Here is a 17,751-nt window from a genome sequence, read left to right on the forward strand (position 1 = left end):
CCAGGCGTCGCCGGGTGACGCATGGGGTAGGGATATAAGCCACACACCATCAGATAAGGGTCCGTGGCCCCATTTGCTCGTTGCCGCATCCAAGTTCGACAGGAAGAATTGGAGTCCGCTCCCCGCACGGTTCGTCCGTGATCCGGTAGGGCTCCGTTGCGGTGTGCGCTCCCCCGAATCCGACCCCGCCCGCAGTGTGGGCGCGTAGCCGAAGGGAGGACCGTGACCTTCGGATTCGCTCCGTCCTCCGCGGCATCCATGTCGACGTCTGCCGACCTGTCCGCCGCTTCCGCCAACCCCCTGGCCCGTCTGCTCGAGCCCTCCGAATGGGCTGCCGCCGGAATCCCGTTGCTGCGCAATCCCCGGGAGGTCGTCAGCGGGCTGCACTCCCGGCACCGGCCGAGACCGGCGACCGCGGTCGTGGCTGTCCTCGACCCGGACGAGCGGCTGCTCGCGAGCGCCTCGTTCGTCCGGCGGTCCGCCCCGGCCGACGGCTGGATGTTCCGCAACGCGCTGCTCGCGCAGCTGCGCCGTGTCATCCCGCACGATCTGCGCCGCCGGACCCCGGTACGTACGGCCGTGCTGCTCTACTGCCGTGAGGGCGACGCGCGTTGGACGGAGGAGGACGGTGCGTGGATGTGGGGACTTCGGGACGCGTGCACGCTGCACGGGCTGCGCTGCGGGGCCTACATCACGCTGACACGTGACGGCTGGCAGGTGCTGGGCGAGGGGCGCGGCGGCCGACGGCCCAGCGCGGACTCCGCGCCGGAACCTTTCGCCATGTCCGAGGTACCGCCCCTGCTGCCCCGCACCGGCGGCGCCGCCTCGGAGGTCCTGCGCCGCGCCGCGGCCCGCTGAAACCCCGGTCCGGGCCTCGCGCCCGGACCGTACGGCGGTACGCCCGGACGGCGAGCCGACGGCCCCTGAGAGGCTCGTCTACGTTTTCGTCGCGACGCGCCCCCACGGAGGGCACGCTTCGCCGAATTCCGCGCACGCCGAAGGCCTCACCGTGCACAGACCGCCGCGACGGCGCTCACCCGGCCGCCGTCGCCGTCCTCAAGCCTCCCGGGAGGTCCCGGAAGGCTCAGACGCCCGCGCCCAGCACCGAGTTGATCCGCTGCGGGTCACCGCAGACGATCAGCAGGGTGCCGGCCCGGCCGAGGGCCAGGGGCAGGGCGGTGGTGGCAACGGCGGCGGAGCCACCGTTGACGGCGACCACGACGACGGGACGGGACGCTGCCCGGCCCACGGCCGCGGCGTCCGCGTAGAAGACGTCGTCGCGCGCGTCGTGCTGCGCCCAGTAGGAGGCTTCACCGAAGGACAGTTCGTGGGCTGCCCACGGGTGCGGTTCGCCGGTGGTGATCACCAGCACGTCACCGGGGGCACGGCCCGACTCCAGGAGCAGGTCAACGGCTTCCTCGACAGCGTCCAGCGCGCCCTCGGCCGAGGCCGGGATCAGCTGGATCTGCGGGGTCGCCACAGCGGTGCCGGAGGAGGCGGGAACAGCCGGACCCGAGGGTCCGGGCTTGGCCGCGGCCACGTCGCGCGGCGTACGTTGCGCCGGCGCCGTCGGCCGCAGGGGGCCGGGACGTCCGGGACGCGACGGAGCCGCGGGGCGGGGACCGGGAACAGGGCGGGGGGTCGGCGCGACACGGCTGCTGGCCGGAGTGGCGCTGGGACCCTGGGCACTCTCGTGAATCTGAGGCTCCTCGGGAATGAGAGGCATGAGCTGATTTTTATCAAACGCTGATGCGGCTTGCGGCAGCGGGTGGCACATGAGTGCGAGCGGAACGGTCAGAAGTCGAAGCCGAGCTGGCCCTCGATCTCCGGAACGTTTCCCTCCGCCCAACTGCGGGCCTTCTTGAGGTGCCGCCACTGGGGCAGCGCATCAAGATACGCCCACGACAACCGGTGGTACGGGGTGGGGCCCCGCTCCTCCAGTGCGGCCTTGTGCACGGGAGAGGGATACCCGGCGTTGGCCGCGAAAGCGAAGTCTGCATGGTCGATGCCCAGTTCGGCCATCATTTTGTCGCGCTGAACCTTGGCGATGACGGACGCGGCCGCGACCGCCACACACGACTGGTCGCCCTTGATCACCGTACGAACCCGCCAAGGGGCCCCCAGGTAATCGTGCTTACCGTCGAGGATGACCGCGTCGGGGCGAACCGGCAAGGCCTCCAGGGCACGCACCGCGGCGAGCCGCAGCGCGGCCGTCATCCCGAGGTCGTCGATCTCCTCCGGGGAGGCGTGTCCGAGGGCGTACGCCGTGACCCACTCGCGGAGTCGTTCGGCGAGTTCGGTACGTCGTCTGACCGTGATGAGCTTGGAGTCGGTGAGGCCTTCGGGGGGTCGGCGCAGTCCGGTGACCGCCGCGCAGACGGTGACGGGGCCGGCCCACGCGCCGCGCCCCACCTCGTCGACGCCGGCGACGACCTTGGCCCCGGTCGTGGCGCGGAGTGAGCGCTCGACGGTGTGAGTGGGTGCTTCGTACGGCATGGCGGGATCAGCCTACGCCGCCCGGAACCCCCCGCGACACCCAGCCTTCCACGAGCCCCTCCCCGACCACCCCCGTCCTGCTTCACGCACCGTCGCGACGGAGCAGCGGAAGCATCAACCGGTCGATCATTTCCTCGATGTCACCGTCGGGCCATTCGCTGCCGCACATCTTCGAGCGGTACATCATCATCGCCGGGATGGCGTCCAGGACATAGCTGTTGGAGGCGTCGGAGCGGACCTCGCCCCGCTCGATTCCACGGCTGATCACCTCTCCGAGCAGTCGGATCGTGGGCTCGACGACCCCTCCGAAGATCACACCGTGAAAGCGCTCCGCCTGCGCGGTGTCGCATTCGTGAATCACGGAGCGCAGGGCGTACCCGGGTCGCGAATACATCGCGTCGCGCGCCTGCACGCACAACGCCAGCAGGTCCTCTCGCACGGTCCCGAGGTCGGGCGCATCGCTCAGGCCCGGCAGCCCCGCCTGCAGCGCGTCCGCGACGAGGTCCTCCTTGGACGACCAGCGCCGGTAGACGGCCGCCTTGCCGGTCTGGGCACCCGCGGCGACGCCCTCCATCGTGAGGGCGTTCCATCCGACCGTGCCGAGTTGGTCCAACGCGGCGTCCAGGATCGCGCGTTCGAGCACGGCGCCGCGGCGGCGGAGGGAGGCCGTCGGAACGGCGGCAGCCGTCCCGCCCGAGGTAACCATCTGAGTTTCTCCAGCGAGCAGGGGTGAACGGGATGTCCGGGGGACGGGAACAGGACAGGCGGCACCGGCCAGAGGTCCGGGCCGCACGAAGACGGCTTAAGTGAACGCTTGCGTTCACTGTTTGGGACTCACTACCGTTGTCGCGACAGTGAACGCCAGCGTTCACTAACGGACTTGTGGGGGACCCACCGTGACAACCTCTCAGTCGATCGAAACCCCGAAACCGGGGGCGGCCCGTCGGGAGGGGCATCCCGGTATCGCGCTCACAGTCATCGCGGCCTGCCAACTCATGGTGGTACTCGACGGCACGATTGTGAACATCGCCCTCCCGCACATTCAAGTCGCCCTCGGTTTCAGCACCACCGACCTCACCTGGGTCGTGAGCGCCTACACGCTCACCTTCGGCGGTCTGCTGCTGCTCGGCGGCCGGGCCGGCGACATCCTCGGCCGCCGCCGGGTCTTCATGACCGGCATCCTGCTCTTCACGCTCGCCTCGCTGCTCGGCGGACTCGCCCAGGAACCCTGGCAGTTGCTGGCCGCACGCGTCCTCCAGGGCGCCGGTGGCGCGATCGCGTCGCCGACATCGCTGGCCCTCATCACCACCACGTTTCCCGAAGGCCCGGAGCGGAACAAGGCGTTCGGGGTCTTCGCCGCCGTCTCGGCGGGCGGCGGCGCGCTCGGTCTGCTCGCGGGCGGCATGCTCACGGAGTGGCTCGACTGGCGCTGGGTGCTCTTCGTCAACGTCCCGATCGGCGTGCTGATCGCCGTACTCGCACCGGTGTACATCAGCGAGTCCGAACGCATCACCGGCCGGTTCGACATCGCGGGCGCGCTGACCTCGACGGCGGGCATGGCGACCCTCGTCTTCGGCTTCATCCACGCGGCGGACGAGGGGTGGGGCAACGGTGTGACCATCGGGTCCTTCGCCGCCGCCGTCGTCCTTCTGCTGGCCTTCGGGCTCATCGAGTCCCGGGCCAAGGAGCCGATCACCCCGCTCAAGATGTTCGCCGACCGCAATCGGTCGGGCACGTACGTGATCATGCTCACCCTGACCGCCGCGATGTTCGGCATGTTCTTCTACATCGTGCTCTTCGTGCAGAACGTGCTGGAGTACAGCCCGATCCAGGCGGGTCTCGCCTTTCTGCCGCTGACCGTGGCGATCGGGGCCGGCGCCGGTCTGTCCCAGCGGTTCCTGCCGGTGCTCGGGCCGCGGCCGCTCATGCTGATCGGCTCGACGCTCACGGTGATCGGGCTGATCTGGGAGAGCTTCATCAGGCCGGACAGCTCGTACGTGGGCGGTGTGCTGGGCCCGATGCTGGTGTTCGCCTTCGGTATGGGCCTGAACTTCGTGACCCTGACGGTGACCGCCGTCTCCGGCGTCCCTCCACACGAGGCGGGCGCGGCCTCCGCACTGCTCAACACGACGCAGCAGGTGGGTGGTTCGCTGGGCCTGTCCATCCTGACCACCGTGTTCGGCTCGGCCAGCAGGGACGAGCTGAAGAAGCAGCTTCCGAAGTTCCTGACCGATGGAACGGCGCAGCAGAAGGCGGAGTTCGCCAAGACGCACCGGCTGCCTGCACCTTGGGGCAACGAGGTGCTCGCGCACGGCATCTCGACGGCCTTTGTCCCGGCCGCCGCGATGGCGGCGCTCGCCCTGGTCACCGCCTGGTTCGTGATCCGGGTGCGCAAGAGCGACCTCGAAGCCCTCGCGGGCAAGGCGGGCATGGGGGCGGGCTGACCGGCCGCCGGGCCCGAGAGGGGCCCGGCAGACCGGCACCGGCGAAAACCACCTCATGACCGCCCCCCACACCTGTCGCGTCCCGCCTGCGCGGACCCATGTCTCGCAGGGTCACTGACACGACAACGGGCGGGCCGTCACGGAGAGTTCCCGAAAAGCACGGAGAGTTTCGACTCGACGCGGGCGGCGCTGCCCGGGCCGGGAGTTCAGGACGTCAGACCGACGCCCGGACCCAGTCCGGCAGCGCCTCCGTCCGCTCCAGCCATCCGGCGGGCGGTGCCCCCGCCTGCGCGCCGGCGATCACGCCGCCCACGATGGCGCAGGTGGTGTCGACGTCTCCGCCGACCCGGGCGGTGTCCCAGAACGCCCGCTCATAGTCGCCGAGAGAGCGGGCTGCCGACCAGAGCGCGAAGGGCACCGTGTCGTGAGCGGACGTGCGGCGTCCGCAGCCCAGGACGGCCGCGACGGTGCCCGGATCGGCGTAGTCGAGCATGTCCCGGGCGCGGCGCAGGCCCGCGCCGACGGCGCTCTTCGGGACGAGTGCGATGACGCCGTCGAGGAGTGCCTCGGCGCTGGGCGGGCCGCCCGGGGCCGCGGCCAGCGCGGCGGCCGCGGCGACGGCCATGGCGCCGACCACGGCCTCGCGGTGCTGGTGCGTGGGGTAGGCCGAGATCTCCGCTTGGTGGGTGGCCTGCTCGGGGTCGTCGGCGTACCAGGCGCCCAGGGGTGCGATGCGCATAGCCGCGCCGTTGCCCCACGATCCCCGTCCGTCGAAGAGAGCGGCGGACAGTTCACGCCAGTCGCCGCCTTCACGGACGAGGCGCAGCAGCCGGTTGACCGCCGGGCCGTAGCCGCGGTCGAAGTCGTGGCGCTCGGCGAAGGAACGCGCCAGGGCGTCCTGGTCGATGCGGCGGTGGGCGGCCAGGACGGCGACGACGGAACAGGCCATCTCCGTGTCGTCGGTCCACTGCCAGGGATCTGGGGGCAGTTCACGGCGCTTGAGGAGCGGGTAGTTGGCGGGGACGAAGAACTGGGAGCCGAGCGCGTCGCCCACGGCGAGTCCACGCAGGCTGGCAAGGGCGCGATCCAGGCGCCCGGCAGAGGAGTCGGGAGAGGAGTCGGAAGTCATCGGTGGGTCACCCTATCCGGTGATCCCGTACGGCTCCGGGTCCCGCCAGCTGTCGAACGGCCGGTCCATTGCGTACCGGCCGTCCTCCCCGAGGACGAGCATCCGCATCTCGGCGTTCCCCGGGTTCGACAGCGACTCGAACTCCGCGACCGTCCAGTGAAACCAGCGCATGCAGAACAGCCGCATCGCCAGGCCGTGTGTCACCAGGAGCACGTTCGGCGGGTGGTCGGGGGCCTCGAAGCTGCGGTACAGGCTCTCCAGGAAGCCGCCGACCCGGTCGTAGACGTCGGCGCCGGACTCGCCCTGGGCGAAGCGGTAGAAGAAGTGCCCATAGGCGTCCCGGTAGGCCTTCTGGAGGCGTACGTCGTCCCGGTCCTGCCAGTTCCCCCAGTCCTGCTCACGCAGCCGGGGTTCCTCGCGTACGCGGACGAGGTCGGGATCGAGATGGAAGGCGCGGAAGGTCTCGTGCGTACGGCGGTACGGGGAGACGTACACGCTGACGCGCTCGCGGCCGAACACCTCCCGCAGCCGCTTGCCGGTCTCCTCCGCCTGGAGCCAGCCCTGGTCGGTCAGCGCCAGGGAGTGGTCGGGTTCACGCTCGTACACGGTGTCATCAACATTGCCCGTTGACTCGCCGTGCCGGACAAGGACGATGCGCCGTGGTCGTGCCATGCCAAAACCCTAGATCGAGTGACGGCATATCGAGCACTCGTACGGGCTCCATACGGCGTAGGTCACACGAATTGGGTCCGATGGACCACATAGGGGCGCACGATTCACACACGGGGACGCCGGTGACGTCAGTGATGTTGGTTCACAGAGCGGGACGCATGTGGTGTCCGTTGGGATTTCAAACCGTCCAGGACGGTTCCAGTTGCACGATGTCTCCGGTGAGGGAATCGATGTCCGCCTCGATCTGGGCGCGCAGGGCGAGCCGCTCGACCCGCTCGGTGCGGTACTTGCCGTGCTCCGCGGCCGACTGCCACATGGACAGCACCATGAACTCGTGCCCCGGGGCCTCGCCGAACAGCCCGCGGAGCATGCCGGGGGAACCGGCCATCGCCGGGTTCCAGACCTTCTCCTGCATCAGCGTGAAGTGCTCGGCGCGCTCCTCGTGGACACGGCACAGGGCCACCCGCACCAGGTCCGCGTCGGTGAAGCGCGGCTCGAAGCCCGTCTTCACGTCGAAGCGGTGGTCGAACAGCTTGGCCTGCGCGTCCTTGAAGGTGCCCACCTGGGCCGACGCCAGCCGGTCGTGGGATCGGGCCATGAAGGAGTCGTAGAAGGCACGGCTTTCCCAGAACGCGAAGATGTGTGCCACTCCTGGCCGCGCTCTGCTCCAGCCTCCCCCCTGTCCCCGAAATCCCGGCTCCCCCAGAAGCCCCGCCCACTTCCGCTGCCCGCGCTCGAAGCCGCGGCGGTCCACCACGGTGCAGCGAATCCACTTGACCAGCACCGCGCCATCGTAAGGCCACGGAGCGTGGCGCCGGTCACGCTCCGGCTGAGATCGTCGGCGCATACGCCCCCGCGCGCGTGGCACGATGGACAACGCACGCTGATCGCCCGGCAGTTGGGGCGCGCGTTCGAGGCGCACGGGGAAGGGGAACTGTGGTGAACGGCCTCAGCAAGGGGATCCGCAAGGCCGAAGTCGGTCTTCAGTGGGATCCGAGTCCGACCGGGCAGCCGCCCGTCGATCTGGACATCGTTGCCACCACGTATGTGGCGGGCGATCTGTACGGTGCTCCCGCGTACGCGGTGCACTTCGACAGCCGCTCCCCCGACGGAACCATCTATCTCAACCGGGACAGCAAGGACGGCAAGGGCTTCGGCTGGGACGAGGTCATGACACTGGAGCTCGACCGGCTCTCCGAGCGGTACGCGCGCGTGGTGGTCGGTGTCGTCATCCAACAACGGGTCGCGCACCGCACGTTCGTCAATGTGCTCAACCCGAAGGTGCGCATCCGCGAGGGATACACCGTCCTCACCGAGGACGACTTCGGTGACGTCCTGGGTGCCACGGCGGCGACGGTCGGGGAGTTCGTCCGCGACGACTCCGGAAGCTGGGACTTCCATCCCGGCATCCGAGGCTTCGAGGACGACCCCGCGACCTTCACCAGGACGATGGGCCACGCGCAGCAGCCCTGAGCCCGCCGCGGACGGCTCGTCAGCCGGCGGTCCAGCCCGGGACCGTCGGCAGCACCTCCTCGGCGATGCGGAACAGCGCCTCGTCGTCGGGCGGCACGTCGTCCTGACGCCAGATGGATATCTCGAAGGAGTCGCCGCCGTCCTTCGCGCTCCGGGCGACCAGCAGGCTGCGGGCGATGCCCCCGGGGCCCGTACTGGCCTTGCCTCCGCCGAGACTGAAGCTGATGGCGATGGTCCGGTCCGAGTAGAGGACGGCCGGGTGCCCCAGGACCATCTTCACCTCCGAGGACGAGTCCACGTACCGGGCCGCCTGGGCGACGGGAATGTCGTCGTACGACGCCGACAGCCGCACGGAGTACGTCTTCAGGTCGACATCGGCCTCAGGACTGGCGATCTTGGTTCCGCCCGCCAGTGTCATCCAGCCCGCGCTGCCCCCGGCGGTCTCCGCGTGCTCTTCCGGGGTCCCCAGGAGCACCGGAAGGTCCGAGCGGTTCAGTGCCGTGCAGAGTTGCGCCGGCGAGACGTACTTCGCCGGCAGGGACTTGTCCGTGCTCGCCGAGCAGGTCGCCGGCTTGCTGTCTGTCTGTGACGTGTTCGGCAGGACTCCCCCGAGTCCCCACATTCCGCCCACGACACCCCCCACCACGACCACCGCCGCGACTGCCTGGGCCCCCGCCCTCATACCTTTTTCGGGCTCGACTGAATTGTCGACCATGCCCCCACCCTCCCCTGTGCGCACGCTATGCGCGTCGAGGGAGATTAACCGCTGATCGTTCCGGTGGGAAACCTGATTCGCCCGGGGTCAGGACATGCTGAGGGCGGTGAAGCCCGGATACCGGCTTCACCGCCCTGACCAGCTAGTTCACTTCAAGCAGGTGCCTCTGATCAGCTGCAGCCGCTGGTCGAGCCACACCCCTCGCAGATGTAGCAGGAACCGGCCCGCTGCATCTTCGTGCCGCAGGAGAAGCAGAGCGGGGCGTCGGCCTGGATGCCCAGCTGCATCTCCACCAGCTCGGCGCTGGTGTGCGCCTGCTGCGGGGCGGGCTTGACCGCCTCGGCGACGGCCTGCGGCGCGGCCACGGCCTTCAACTCCTGGGCGCGCGGCGCCGACTGGGCGAGGCCCTCGACGTCGACCTCGTCCTCCGTCGGCTCGTACGAACCGGTCTCCAGGTGGCGCTGACGCTCGTCGGCGGAGTGGATGCCGAGCGCGGAGCGCGTCTCGAAGGGCAGGAAGTCGAGCGCCAGGCGGCGGAAGATGTAGTCGACGATCGACTGCGCCATCCGCACGTCCGGGTCGTCCGTCATGCCGGCCGGCTCGAAGCGCATGTTCGTGAACTTCGAGACGTACGTCTCCAGGGGAACGCCGTACTGCAGGCCCACGGAGACGGCGATCGAGAAGGCGTCCATCATGCCCGCGAGGGTGGAGCCCTGCTTCGACATCTTCAGGAAGACCTCGCCGAGACCGTCGTCCGGGTAGGAGTTGGCGGTCATGTAGCCCTCGGCGCCGCCGACCGTGAAGGAGGTCGTGATGCCCGGGCGGCCCTTGGGGAGACGCTTGCGGACGGGGCGGTACTCGACGACCTTCTCGACCGCGGTGCGGATGGTGTCCTCGGCCTTGGCCGTGACGGCGTCGGTCGCGGACTTCTCCTTCTCCTTGGTCTTCGCGGAGAGGGGCTGGCCGACCTTGCAGTTGTCGCGGTAGATCGCGAGCGCCTTGACGCCCAGCTTCCACGCCTCGAAGTAGACCTCTTCGACGTCCTCGACGGTCGCCGTCTCCGGCAGGTTGACCGTCTTGGAGAGCGCGCCGGAGATCCAGGGCTGGATGGCGGCCATCATGCGGACGTGGCCCATCGCGGAGATGGAACGCTCGCCCATGGCGCAGTCGAAGACCTCGTAGTGCTCCGGCTTGAGGCCCGGGGCGTCGACCACATTGCCGTTGTCGGCGATGTGGGCGACGATCGCCTCGATCTGCTCCTCCTGGTAGCCCAGGCGGCGCAGGGCCTGCGGGACCGTGCCGTTGACGATCTGCATCGAGCCGCCGCCGACCAGCTTCTTGAACTTGACCAGGGCGAGGTCGGGCTCAAGTCCGGTGGTGTCGCAGGACATCGCGAGACCGATGGTGCCGGTCGGGGCGATGACGGACGCCTGCGAGTTACGGAAACCGTTCTTCTCGCCGAGACGCAGCGTGTCCTGCCAGGCCTCCGTGGCCGCGGCCCAGATCGGGGTGTCCAGGTCGTCCATGCGCGTGGCGGCGGTGTTGGCGTCGGAGTGCTGCTTCATGACGCGCAGGTGCGGCTGCTCGTTGCGGGCGTAGCCGTCGTACGGGCCGACGACCGCGGCGAGTTCGGCGGAGCGCTTGTACGACGTGCCGGTCATCAGGGAGGTGATGGCACCGGCGAGGGCACGGCCGCCGTCGGAGTCGTACGCGTGGCCCGTCGCCATCAGCAGGGCGCCAAGGTTGGCGTAGCCGATGCCGAGCTGGCGGAACGCGCGCGTGTTCTCGCCGATCTTCTGCGTCGGGAAGTCCGCGAAGCAGATGGAGATGTCCATCGCGGTGATGACGAGCTCGACGACCTTGGCGAAGCGCTCGACCTGGAAGGACTGGTTGCCCTTGCCGTCGTCCTTGAGGAACTTCATCAGGTTCAGCGAGGCGAGGTTGCAGGACGTGTTGTCCAGGTGCATGTACTCGCTGCACGGGTTCGAGCCGTTGATACGGCCGGACTCCGGGCACGTGTGCCACTGGTTGATGGTGTCGTCGTACTGGATGCCCGGGTCGGCGCACGCCCAGGCAGCCTCGGCCATCTTGCGGAAGAGCTGCTTGGCGTCGACCTCCTCGATGACCTCGCCGGTCATCCGGGACGTCAGGCCGAACTTGTCGCCGTTCTCCACGGCCTTCATGAACGTGTCGTTCACACGGACCGAGTTGTTGGCGTTCTGGTACTGCACCGACGTGATGTCGTCGCCGCCCAGGTCCATGTCGAAGCCCGCGTCGCGGAGGGCGCGGATCTTCTCCTCTTCCTTGACCTTGGTCTCGATGAAGTCCTCGATGTCGGGGTGGTCGACGTCCAGGATGACCATCTTGGCCGCGCGGCGGGTGGCGCCACCGGACTTGATGGTGCCCGCGGAGGCGTCGGCACCGCGCATGAAGGAGACCGGCCCCGAGGCGTTGCCACCGGAGGAGAGCAGTTCCTTGGAGGAGCGGATGCGCGAGAGGTTCAGGCCGGCGCCGGAACCGCCCTTGAAGATCATGCCCTCTTCCTTGTACCAGTCGAGGATCGACTCCATGGAGTCGTCGACGGACAGGATGAAGCAGGCGGAGACCTGCTGGGGCTGCGGGGTCCCGACGTTGAACCAGACGGGGCTGTTGAAGCTGAAGACCTGGTGCAGGAGGGCGTACGCCAGCTCGTGCTCGAAGATCTCGGCGTCAGCGGGCGAAGCGAAGTACTTGTAGTCCTCGCCGGCCTTCCGATACGTCTTCACGATGCGGTCGATGAGCTGCTTGAGGCTCACCTCGCGCTGCGGGGTGCCCACGGCACCGCGGAAGTACTTGCTGGTGACGATGTTGACCGCGTTCACCGCCCATTCGGCGGGGAACTCGACGCCACGCTGCTCGAAATTGACCGAGCCGTCGCGCCAGTTGGTCATGACGACGTCACGGCGCTCCCACTCCACCTCGTCGTACGGATGCACGCCGGGGGTGGTGTGAATACGCTCGATGCGCAGTCCCTTGGTGGCCTTGGTGCCCTTCGCGCGGGAACCTCGTGCCGGACCACTCGCCGTCTCTGTCATGCCGCCTCCCTCTACAGGCGAAAACGCCCGAAAATGCCACGATGTTCCCGTGGCAGAGTGTTTGTCTGGTGTCACGGCAGCCCACATGCTCATGGCTCCGCGACAAGTCCTGGTACGCCGTGGCCCGGCCGGACCCGGGGTCTCCGCCCGGTTCCGGCCCGCCGGTCAGTCGGCGGTATGGACGGGCACGGGGACCCGAACGGTCCCCCCGCTCCCGCCGTCGTCCTCCTGGCTCCCCGATACCGCGTCTTCGTCGTCCGCGGCGGGGCCTGGCGTCGCTTCCCTCAGCTCCACGATCGCGGCCTCGAAGTCCTCAAGGGAGTTGAACGCCCTGTAGACGGAGGCGAATCGCAGATAGGCGACGAGGTCGAGCTCCTGCAACGGGCCGAGTATGGCCAGCCCGACATCATGGGTGGTCAGTTCGGCGCTTCCGGTGGCCCGCACCGCCTCTTCGACCCGCTGGCCGAGCTGGGCGAGTGCGTCCTCGGTGACAGGCCGTCCCTGGCATGCTTTGCGCACCCCGTTGATGACCTTGGTGCGACTGAAAGGCTCGGTGACTCCGGACCGCTTGACCACCATGAGCGAGCACGTCTCCACGGTCGTGAAACGACGGGAGCAGTCAGGGCACTGGCGGCGCCGGCGGATCGACGTGCCGTCGTCGGTCGTCCGACTGTCGACCACACGGCTGTCGGGGTGCCTGCAGAAGGGGCAGTGCATGGTCTCCAACCCTCCCTCACAGCAGACTCAATAGCCTCGTGAGACCCCATGGGCCTCTCGAAGCAGCCCCCAGCATAGGCGATGGCCGAGACTGTGGAGACCCGGGGGACCACAACTTCTGGGCTGCTGCCGCAATCCAACCACTAGATGTGGTGATTGGCTCACACAAACACGCCACACGCGCGTGTCGCCCCTTATTGGCATGTGCCACAGGACCGTCCCGTCACCCCGAACACAGGGGCGCACAGCCGTACCGCCAGGCCACATACGGAGATACCGTGAGCGCGGCACGGAGGAGGCGTGGGACTCCCGCACAGAACGGGACCGACCCCCGACTGCCGGGACACCGGGTGGCAGACTGTGGCGACAACCCACGAGGCCATCGCCCCGGCGGCGAAGAGTACGACAATGAACCCTTCTGTCCGCCAGGTGCCGCGCCAGCCATACACCCAGACGCATGATCGCGACAGGCTAACTGTACTTTTTCACTCGAACGTGTGTTTGGCGCAACCTTTCGAAAGCAACTACCGTTGTCCAGCAGGGAGACCATCGAGAGGGGCCGACGTGACCACCACCGCAGACAGTGCCACCATCACTGCCCAGGATCGCTCCCAGGGCCGACTCGAGCCGGTGCATGCAATGAACGAAGCCGCGAATCCCGAGGGACACAAGCGCTCTCTACCGGGCCGACCTCCCGGTATCCGGGCGGACAGCTCGGGGCTCACGGACCGGCAGCGCCGGGTGATCGAGGTCATCAGGGACTCGGTGCAGCGACGCGGATACCCGCCGTCGATGCGCGAGATCGGCCAGGCCGTGGGCCTGTCCAGCACGTCCTCGGTCGCACACCAGCTGATGGCACTCGAGCGCAAGGGCTTCCTGCGCCGCGACCCGCACCGCCCGCGCGCGTACGAGGTCCGCGGCTCCGACCAGTCCTCGTCGGTGCAGCCCACGGACACCGCCGGCAAGCCCGCCGCGTCGTACGTCCCCCTGGTGGGCCGGATCGCCGCCGGTGGCCCGATCCTCGCCGAGGAGTCGGTCGAGGACGTCTTCCCCCTCCCCCGCCAACTGGTCGGTGACGGCGAGCTGTTCGTCCTGAAGGTCGTCGGTGACTCGATGATCGAGGCCGCGATCTGCGACGGCGACTGGGTCACGGTGCGCCGCCAGCCGGTCGCCGAGAACGGCGACATCGTGGCCGCCATGCTGGAGGGCGAGGCCACCGTCAAGCGCTTCAAGCGCGAGGACGGCCACGTCTGGCTCCTCCCGCACAACTCGGCGTACGAGCCGATCCCGGGTGACGACGCGACGATCCTCGGCAAGGTGGTGGCAGTGCTGCGGCGCGTGTGACGGCCGCGGCGGGCGGGCTCCATCGGCCTCGCCCCCTGACCGGACCCCGGGACCCCTGCGCCGGTTCCGGGGTCCAGTGCTGTCCGCCCCCGGTGTCCTGTGCTGTCCGCCCCCGGTGTCCTGTGCTGTCCGCTCCCGGTGTCCTGCGCTGTCCACCCCGGTGTGCTGTGTTGCGTACGCCCCCGGGGCCTGCGCTGTCCGGTCCCCGGACATCGGTGGGGCCAGCCCGGCAGGCGCCGGGCCAACCCCCTCCCCGCTCACTCGGATTCGGCTGTTTCCTGCGCCGATTCGGCCTCCTCCTGCTTCGCCTTGGCGTCGATCGCGGCGAGCGACCTCCGGGCCTGGTTACGGTCCGTGGTGTACCAGAAGTCGGGCAGCGACGCCTTGAGATAGCTGCCGTAGCGAGCCGTCGCCAGCCGCTGGTCGAGGACGGCGACCACACCCCGGTCACCCGACGCGCGGACGAGACGGCCCGCTCCCTGCGCCATGAGAAGCGCCGCGTGTGTGGCGGCCACCGCCATGAAGCCGTTGCCTCCGGCGTCCTCGACCGCCTTCTGGCGGGCGCTCATCAGCGGGTCGTCCGGGCGCGGGAACGGGATCTTGTCCATCACCACCAGCTGACAGCTCGCTCCGGGCACGTCGACGCCCTGCCAGAGCGACAGCGTGCCGAAGAGGCAGGTCTTCGGGTCGGCCGCGAAGTTCTTGATCAGCTCGCCGAGCGTTTCCTCGCCCTGGAGCAGGATCGGGTACTCCGGGATGCGGGAGCGCAGTTCCTCGGCGGCGAGTTGAGCGCCCCGCATCGAGGAGAAGAGGCCCAGGGTGCGACCGCCGGCCGCCTGGATCAGCTCGGTCAACTCGTCCAGCATGTCCGCCCGATCGCCGTCCCGCGCGGGGCGTGCGAGGTGCTTGGCGACGTACAGGATGCCCTGCCTCGGGTAGTCGAAGGGCGAGCCCACGTCGACGCCCTTCCACTGCGGCAGATCGTCCCCTGCCGTGCCCTCGGGGGCGAGCCCAAGGGAGGCGCCCACTCCGTTGAAGTCGCCGCCGAGCTTGAGGGTCGCGGAGGTCAGGGTCACCGAGCGGTCCGCGAAGAGCTTCTCCCTGAGGAGGCCCGACACGGACATGGGGGCGACGCGCAGGGAGGCGCCGAAGCGGTCGTGGCGTTCGTACCAGACGACGTCCCACTCGGAGCCGTTGGTGATCCGCTCCGCCACGTCGTGCACGCTCTCCACGGAGGCCAGCGCCTGCTTGCGGACGGCGTCCTCGTCCTGCACGGACTTGTCACGGGTGGCGCCGATCGCGGAGATGACCGTACGGCAGGCGTCGCGCAGCGCCATGAGGGCGTAACCGAGGTCCTCCGGGATCTCCTCCAGGCGGCCCGGCAGGGCGAGCTCCATCAGCCGCTCGAAGCCCTCGGCGGCGGTCTGGAGCTGGTCGGCGGCCTTCTCGTTCGCGAGTTTCGCGGCGCGGCGCACCGCGCGGTTGACCTGGCCGGGGGTCAGCTCGCCGGTGGCCACCCCGGTGACCCGGGAGACCAGTTCGTGCGCCTCGTCGACGATCAGCACCTCGTGCTGCGGGAGGACGGGAGCTCCTTCGATGGCGTCGATCGCGAGCAGCGCGTGATTGGTGACGACGACCTCGGCGAGCTTGGCCCGCTCGCGGGCCATCTCGGCGAAACACTCCGCTCCGTAGGCACACTTCTGGGCGCCGAGGCACTCCCGGGAGGACACCGACACCTGCGCCCACGCCCGGTCGGACACTCCGGGCGTCAGGTCGTCCCGGTCGCCGGTCTCGGTCTCGTCCGTCCAGTCGCGCAGCCGCAGGAGGTCCTGGCCCAGCTTGCTGGTGGGGGCGGCCGCCTCGAACTGGTCGAAGAGGCCCTCCTCCTCGTCCTGGGGCATGCCCTCGTGGAGGCGGTGCAGGCACAGGTAGTTCGACCTGCCCTTGAGCATCGCGTACTGGGGGCGGCGGCGCAGCAAGGGGTGCAGTGCGTCGACCGTGCGGGGCAGGTCGCGCTCCACCAGCTGGCGCTGGAGCGCGAGGGTGGCGGTCGCGACGACCACACGCTCCCCGTGCGCGAGCGCGGGCACGAGGTAGCCGAGCGACTTTCCGGTGCCGGTGCCTGCCTGGACCAGCAGATGGGAACCGTCGTCGATCGCCTCCGCGACGGCTTCGGCCATGGTCACCTGGCCGGGGCGCTCCGAACCGCCGACGGCAGTGACGGCAGCATGCAGGAGTTCGGGGAGTGAGGGCTTCGTCATAGCGCGACCACCCTACGGGGCAGGACTGACAACCGGGCGATCACGGCTGGAGGGACGGGGCGGAGCGGGGGGGTGGGGCCTTCGGGGTGGGGCGGGTTTTGTTCGGGTGCGGATCGGGTTGGGGTGGATGGGGGGCGGAGTGGGATGGGTGGGGGTCAGGTTGGTGGTCGGTTCGGTTCGGGTGGGGGCCCGCTCGGCGTGCGGTGGAGCGGAGAGCTTCCGTAGGGCGGCGGAGAGCTTCGGTGGGCTGCGGGAGGGCTTCGGTGGGGCGGGCCGATGGCCATGCGGGCATCACGGCCGGGCCGCGCCGGTCGGAATCCGATGCGAGGAAGTGGGAACCGGATCGGGCCGACCGGCGCACCAAAAGTGACAGCGTCGACACATGGCGTTACAGCAGATCGCGCAGGGAACGGTCTCGGACCATGAGGGCGGCCCGTTTGTCGGGTAGGTCCACCTCGGCGGAGAAGCGAAAACCGGCACCCAGAAATGCGGCTACGGAGGGGATGTTGCGAATGTCGGGTTCCGCAATGACGCGGGTGCAATCGGGGCGCTTGTCGAGTACGAGGTCGGCGACGGCCCGGACCAGGGTGCCGCCCAGCCCTCGCCCTCGGTCGGTAAGGCTGCCGATGAGGAGGTGGATGCCCGTGTCGTGGAGTCGGCAGGGGTAGTGACGGGCCAGTGGATCGAGGTCCGCCCGGTAGATCTCCCAGTAGCTCATAGGGGTGCCGTCCAGTACCCCGAGGCACGGGACGCTGCGTCCGTCGCCGGCGAGTTGGGCGCGCAGGTGCTCCTCGGTCAGGGCTTCCGGGCCGGACAGCTCCCAGAACTCCGCGACTGCAGGGTCGTTCATCCACCGGCTGATCAGGGTGAGGTCGCGTTCGACGTGGACGGGGAGGAGGTGGAAGGAGCCTGCGGGGGTGGGGGTTGGGCCCCAGTCGTAGATGCGGTCTAGGAGGTCGGCGGCGGGTGGGGTGTGCGAGGCGGGGGTGCGGGGCGAGAGGTAGGGGTGGGGCGAGCTGTCGGGGTGGGGTGAGGCGTCGGAAGTGGGTGGCGCCGCATCGAGGGTGGACGGGGCATCGTAATCGGGGGTGGGGACGGCCTTGGCCGGGGCGGCGGTGGCCTTGCCCGGGGCCCCTGCGTGATGGTCTGTCTCGGCGTGGGCAGCGGCCTCGTACACAGGCGTCTCTCGGACAGTCGCGCCGACCCCGTCTGCCTCGGCGCGGAGTGCGAAGAACTCCTCGGGCAGGCGGAGGTCGAGGGTGTCTTCACAGTCCGCGCTTGGACTCTGGTTGGCGCTCACGCTGTCTCTCGCACTTGCCACTGCGTTCTCCACTGCGCTCGCGCTCGGGCTAGTGCCTGAGGAAGAGCAGGGGACGGTCGCGGAGCCGGCGCTCGCGTCGGTGGGAGGCATGGTGACGCTCCTCTC

The 17,751-nt window shown here is 69.3% G+C and carries 15 protein-coding genes; 4 read left to right on the top strand and 11 right to left on the bottom strand.

Features of this window, described 5'->3' with window-relative positions; genetic code table 11:
• The first annotated feature begins 222 nt into the window (after nucleotides 1–222).
• Nucleotides 223–858 carry a hypothetical protein gene (locus ACIPTO_RS05385; RefSeq protein ID WP_266773231.1) on the top strand — a complete coding sequence of 212 codons (636 nt, stop codon included), beginning with the start codon at nucleotides 223–225 and terminating at the stop codon, nucleotides 856–858.
• 226 nt (nucleotides 859–1,084) lie between these two features.
• Here ACIPTO_RS05385 and ACIPTO_RS05390 read toward each other — a convergent pair whose 3' ends face one another.
• The 3 genes from ACIPTO_RS05390 to ACIPTO_RS05400 form a co-directional block, all read right to left on the bottom strand.
• Nucleotides 1,085–1,726, bottom strand: coding sequence for a hypothetical protein (locus ACIPTO_RS05390; protein WP_401189571.1), 642 nt, complete (start codon nucleotides 1,724–1,726; stop codon nucleotides 1,085–1,087).
• A 68-nt stretch (nucleotides 1,727–1,794) separates the two neighbouring features.
• Complete coding sequence (locus ACIPTO_RS05395; RefSeq protein WP_366312599.1) at nucleotides 1,795–2,496, bottom strand: ribonuclease HII; 702 nt, start codon at nucleotides 2,494–2,496, stop codon at nucleotides 1,795–1,797.
• Nucleotides 2,497–2,578: 82 nt separating this feature from the next.
• Complete coding sequence (locus ACIPTO_RS05400; RefSeq protein WP_366312601.1) at nucleotides 2,579–3,202, bottom strand: TetR/AcrR family transcriptional regulator; 624 nt, start codon at nucleotides 3,200–3,202, stop codon at nucleotides 2,579–2,581.
• Nucleotides 3,203–3,392: 190 nt separating this feature from the next.
• On the opposite strand from ACIPTO_RS05400, the gene ACIPTO_RS05405 reads away from it, so the two are divergent.
• Nucleotides 3,393–4,940: an MFS transporter gene (locus ACIPTO_RS05405; protein WP_401189573.1), complete on the top strand. Its 1,548-nt coding sequence runs from the start codon at nucleotides 3,393–3,395 to the stop codon at nucleotides 4,938–4,940.
• Nucleotides 4,941–5,154: 214 nt separating this feature from the next.
• Here the strand turns inward: ACIPTO_RS05405 and ACIPTO_RS05410 are convergent, their stop codons facing one another.
• The 3 genes from ACIPTO_RS05410 to ACIPTO_RS05420 all read right to left on the bottom strand — a co-directional run bounded on the left by ACIPTO_RS05410 (nucleotide 5,155) and on the right by ACIPTO_RS05420 (nucleotide 7,525).
• Nucleotides 5,155–6,069, bottom strand: a complete 915-nt coding sequence (locus tag ACIPTO_RS05410; RefSeq protein ID WP_401189575.1) for an ADP-ribosylglycohydrolase family protein — start codon at nucleotides 6,067–6,069, stop codon at nucleotides 5,155–5,157.
• 12 nt (nucleotides 6,070–6,081) lie between these two features.
• Complete coding sequence (locus ACIPTO_RS05415) at nucleotides 6,082–6,741, bottom strand: histidine phosphatase family protein (protein ID WP_366312607.1); 660 nt, start codon at nucleotides 6,739–6,741, stop codon at nucleotides 6,082–6,084.
• 178 nt (nucleotides 6,742–6,919) lie between these two features.
• On the bottom strand, nucleotides 6,920–7,525 hold the full coding sequence (locus tag ACIPTO_RS05420) for a YdbC family protein (RefSeq protein WP_266773220.1): 606 nt from the start codon (nucleotides 7,523–7,525) through the stop codon (nucleotides 6,920–6,922).
• 155 nt (nucleotides 7,526–7,680) lie between these two features.
• Between ACIPTO_RS05420 and ACIPTO_RS05425 the strand changes: the two genes are divergently transcribed.
• Nucleotides 7,681–8,214, top strand: coding sequence for a TerD family protein (locus ACIPTO_RS05425; RefSeq protein WP_366312609.1), 534 nt, complete (start codon nucleotides 7,681–7,683; stop codon nucleotides 8,212–8,214).
• 19 nt (nucleotides 8,215–8,233) lie between these two features.
• Here the strand turns inward: ACIPTO_RS05425 and ACIPTO_RS05430 are convergent, their stop codons facing one another.
• From ACIPTO_RS05430 to nrdR, 3 genes are all read right to left on the bottom strand, one after another.
• The gene (locus ACIPTO_RS05430; protein ID WP_401189577.1) at nucleotides 8,234–8,929 is read right to left on the bottom strand and encodes a DUF6215 domain-containing protein; all 696 of its coding nucleotides are present in this window, start codon (nucleotides 8,927–8,929) and stop codon (nucleotides 8,234–8,236) included.
• Nucleotides 8,930–9,099: 170 nt separating this feature from the next.
• A complete protein-coding gene (locus ACIPTO_RS05435; RefSeq protein ID WP_401189579.1) occupies nucleotides 9,100–12,003 on the bottom strand; it encodes a vitamin B12-dependent ribonucleotide reductase in 2,904 nt (967 codons plus the stop codon).
• A 165-nt stretch (nucleotides 12,004–12,168) separates the two neighbouring features.
• A complete protein-coding gene (nrdR, locus tag ACIPTO_RS05440) occupies nucleotides 12,169–12,720 on the bottom strand; it encodes a transcriptional regulator NrdR (protein WP_366312615.1) in 552 nt (183 codons plus the stop codon).
• 564 nt (nucleotides 12,721–13,284) lie between these two features.
• Here nrdR and lexA point away from each other — a divergent pair.
• Nucleotides 13,285–14,064, top strand: a complete 780-nt coding sequence (lexA, locus tag ACIPTO_RS05445) for a transcriptional repressor LexA (protein WP_026151025.1) — start codon at nucleotides 13,285–13,287, stop codon at nucleotides 14,062–14,064.
• A gap of 257 nt (nucleotides 14,065–14,321) precedes the next feature.
• Here lexA and ACIPTO_RS05450 read toward each other — a convergent pair whose 3' ends face one another.
• Together ACIPTO_RS05450 and ACIPTO_RS05455 are read right to left on the bottom strand one after the other, a co-directional pair.
• Nucleotides 14,322–16,325: an ATP-dependent DNA helicase gene (locus ACIPTO_RS05450; protein ID WP_401189581.1), complete on the bottom strand. Its 2,004-nt coding sequence runs from the start codon at nucleotides 16,323–16,325 to the stop codon at nucleotides 14,322–14,324.
• A 388-nt stretch (nucleotides 16,326–16,713) separates the two neighbouring features.
• Nucleotides 16,714–17,736: a GNAT family N-acetyltransferase gene (locus tag ACIPTO_RS05455; RefSeq protein ID WP_401189583.1), complete on the bottom strand. Its 1,023-nt coding sequence runs from the start codon at nucleotides 17,734–17,736 to the stop codon at nucleotides 16,714–16,716.
• Between the last annotated feature and the right edge of the window lie 15 nt (nucleotides 17,737–17,751).

This window comes from Streptomyces sp. NPDC090083, assembly GCF_044747445.1.
Taxonomy (GTDB): Bacteria; Actinomycetota; Actinomycetes; order Streptomycetales; family Streptomycetaceae; genus Streptomyces.

Excerpts from the sequence above, each read along its gene's own strand:
- ACIPTO_RS05395 (WP_366312599.1), bottom strand. The coding sequence starts at position 2,496 with ATGCCGTACGAAGCACCCACTCACACCGTCGAGCGCTCACTCCGCGCC.
- ACIPTO_RS05410 (WP_401189575.1), bottom strand. The coding sequence starts at position 6,069 with ATGACTTCCGACTCCTCTCCCGACTCCTCTGCCGGGCGCCTGGATCGC.
- ACIPTO_RS05390 (WP_401189571.1), bottom strand. The coding sequence starts at position 1,726 with ATGCCTCTCATTCCCGAGGAGCCTCAGATTCACGAGAGTGCCCAGGGT.
- ACIPTO_RS05415 (WP_366312607.1), bottom strand. The coding sequence starts at position 6,741 with ATGGCACGACCACGGCGCATCGTCCTTGTCCGGCACGGCGAGTCAACG.
- ACIPTO_RS05455 (WP_401189583.1), bottom strand. The coding sequence starts at position 17,736 with ATGCCTCCCACCGACGCGAGCGCCGGCTCCGCGACCGTCCCCTGCTCT.
- ACIPTO_RS05400 (WP_366312601.1), bottom strand. The coding sequence starts at position 3,202 with ATGGTTACCTCGGGCGGGACGGCTGCCGCCGTTCCGACGGCCTCCCTC.
- ACIPTO_RS05430 (WP_401189577.1), bottom strand. The coding sequence starts at position 8,929 with ATGGTCGACAATTCAGTCGAGCCCGAAAAAGGTATGAGGGCGGGGGCC.
- ACIPTO_RS05435 (WP_401189579.1), bottom strand. The coding sequence starts at position 12,003 with ATGACAGAGACGGCGAGTGGTCCGGCACGAGGTTCCCGCGCGAAGGGC.
- nrdR (WP_366312615.1), bottom strand. The coding sequence starts at position 12,720 with ATGCACTGCCCCTTCTGCAGGCACCCCGACAGCCGTGTGGTCGACAGT.
- ACIPTO_RS05450 (WP_401189581.1), bottom strand. The coding sequence starts at position 16,325 with ATGACGAAGCCCTCACTCCCCGAACTCCTGCATGCTGCCGTCACTGCC.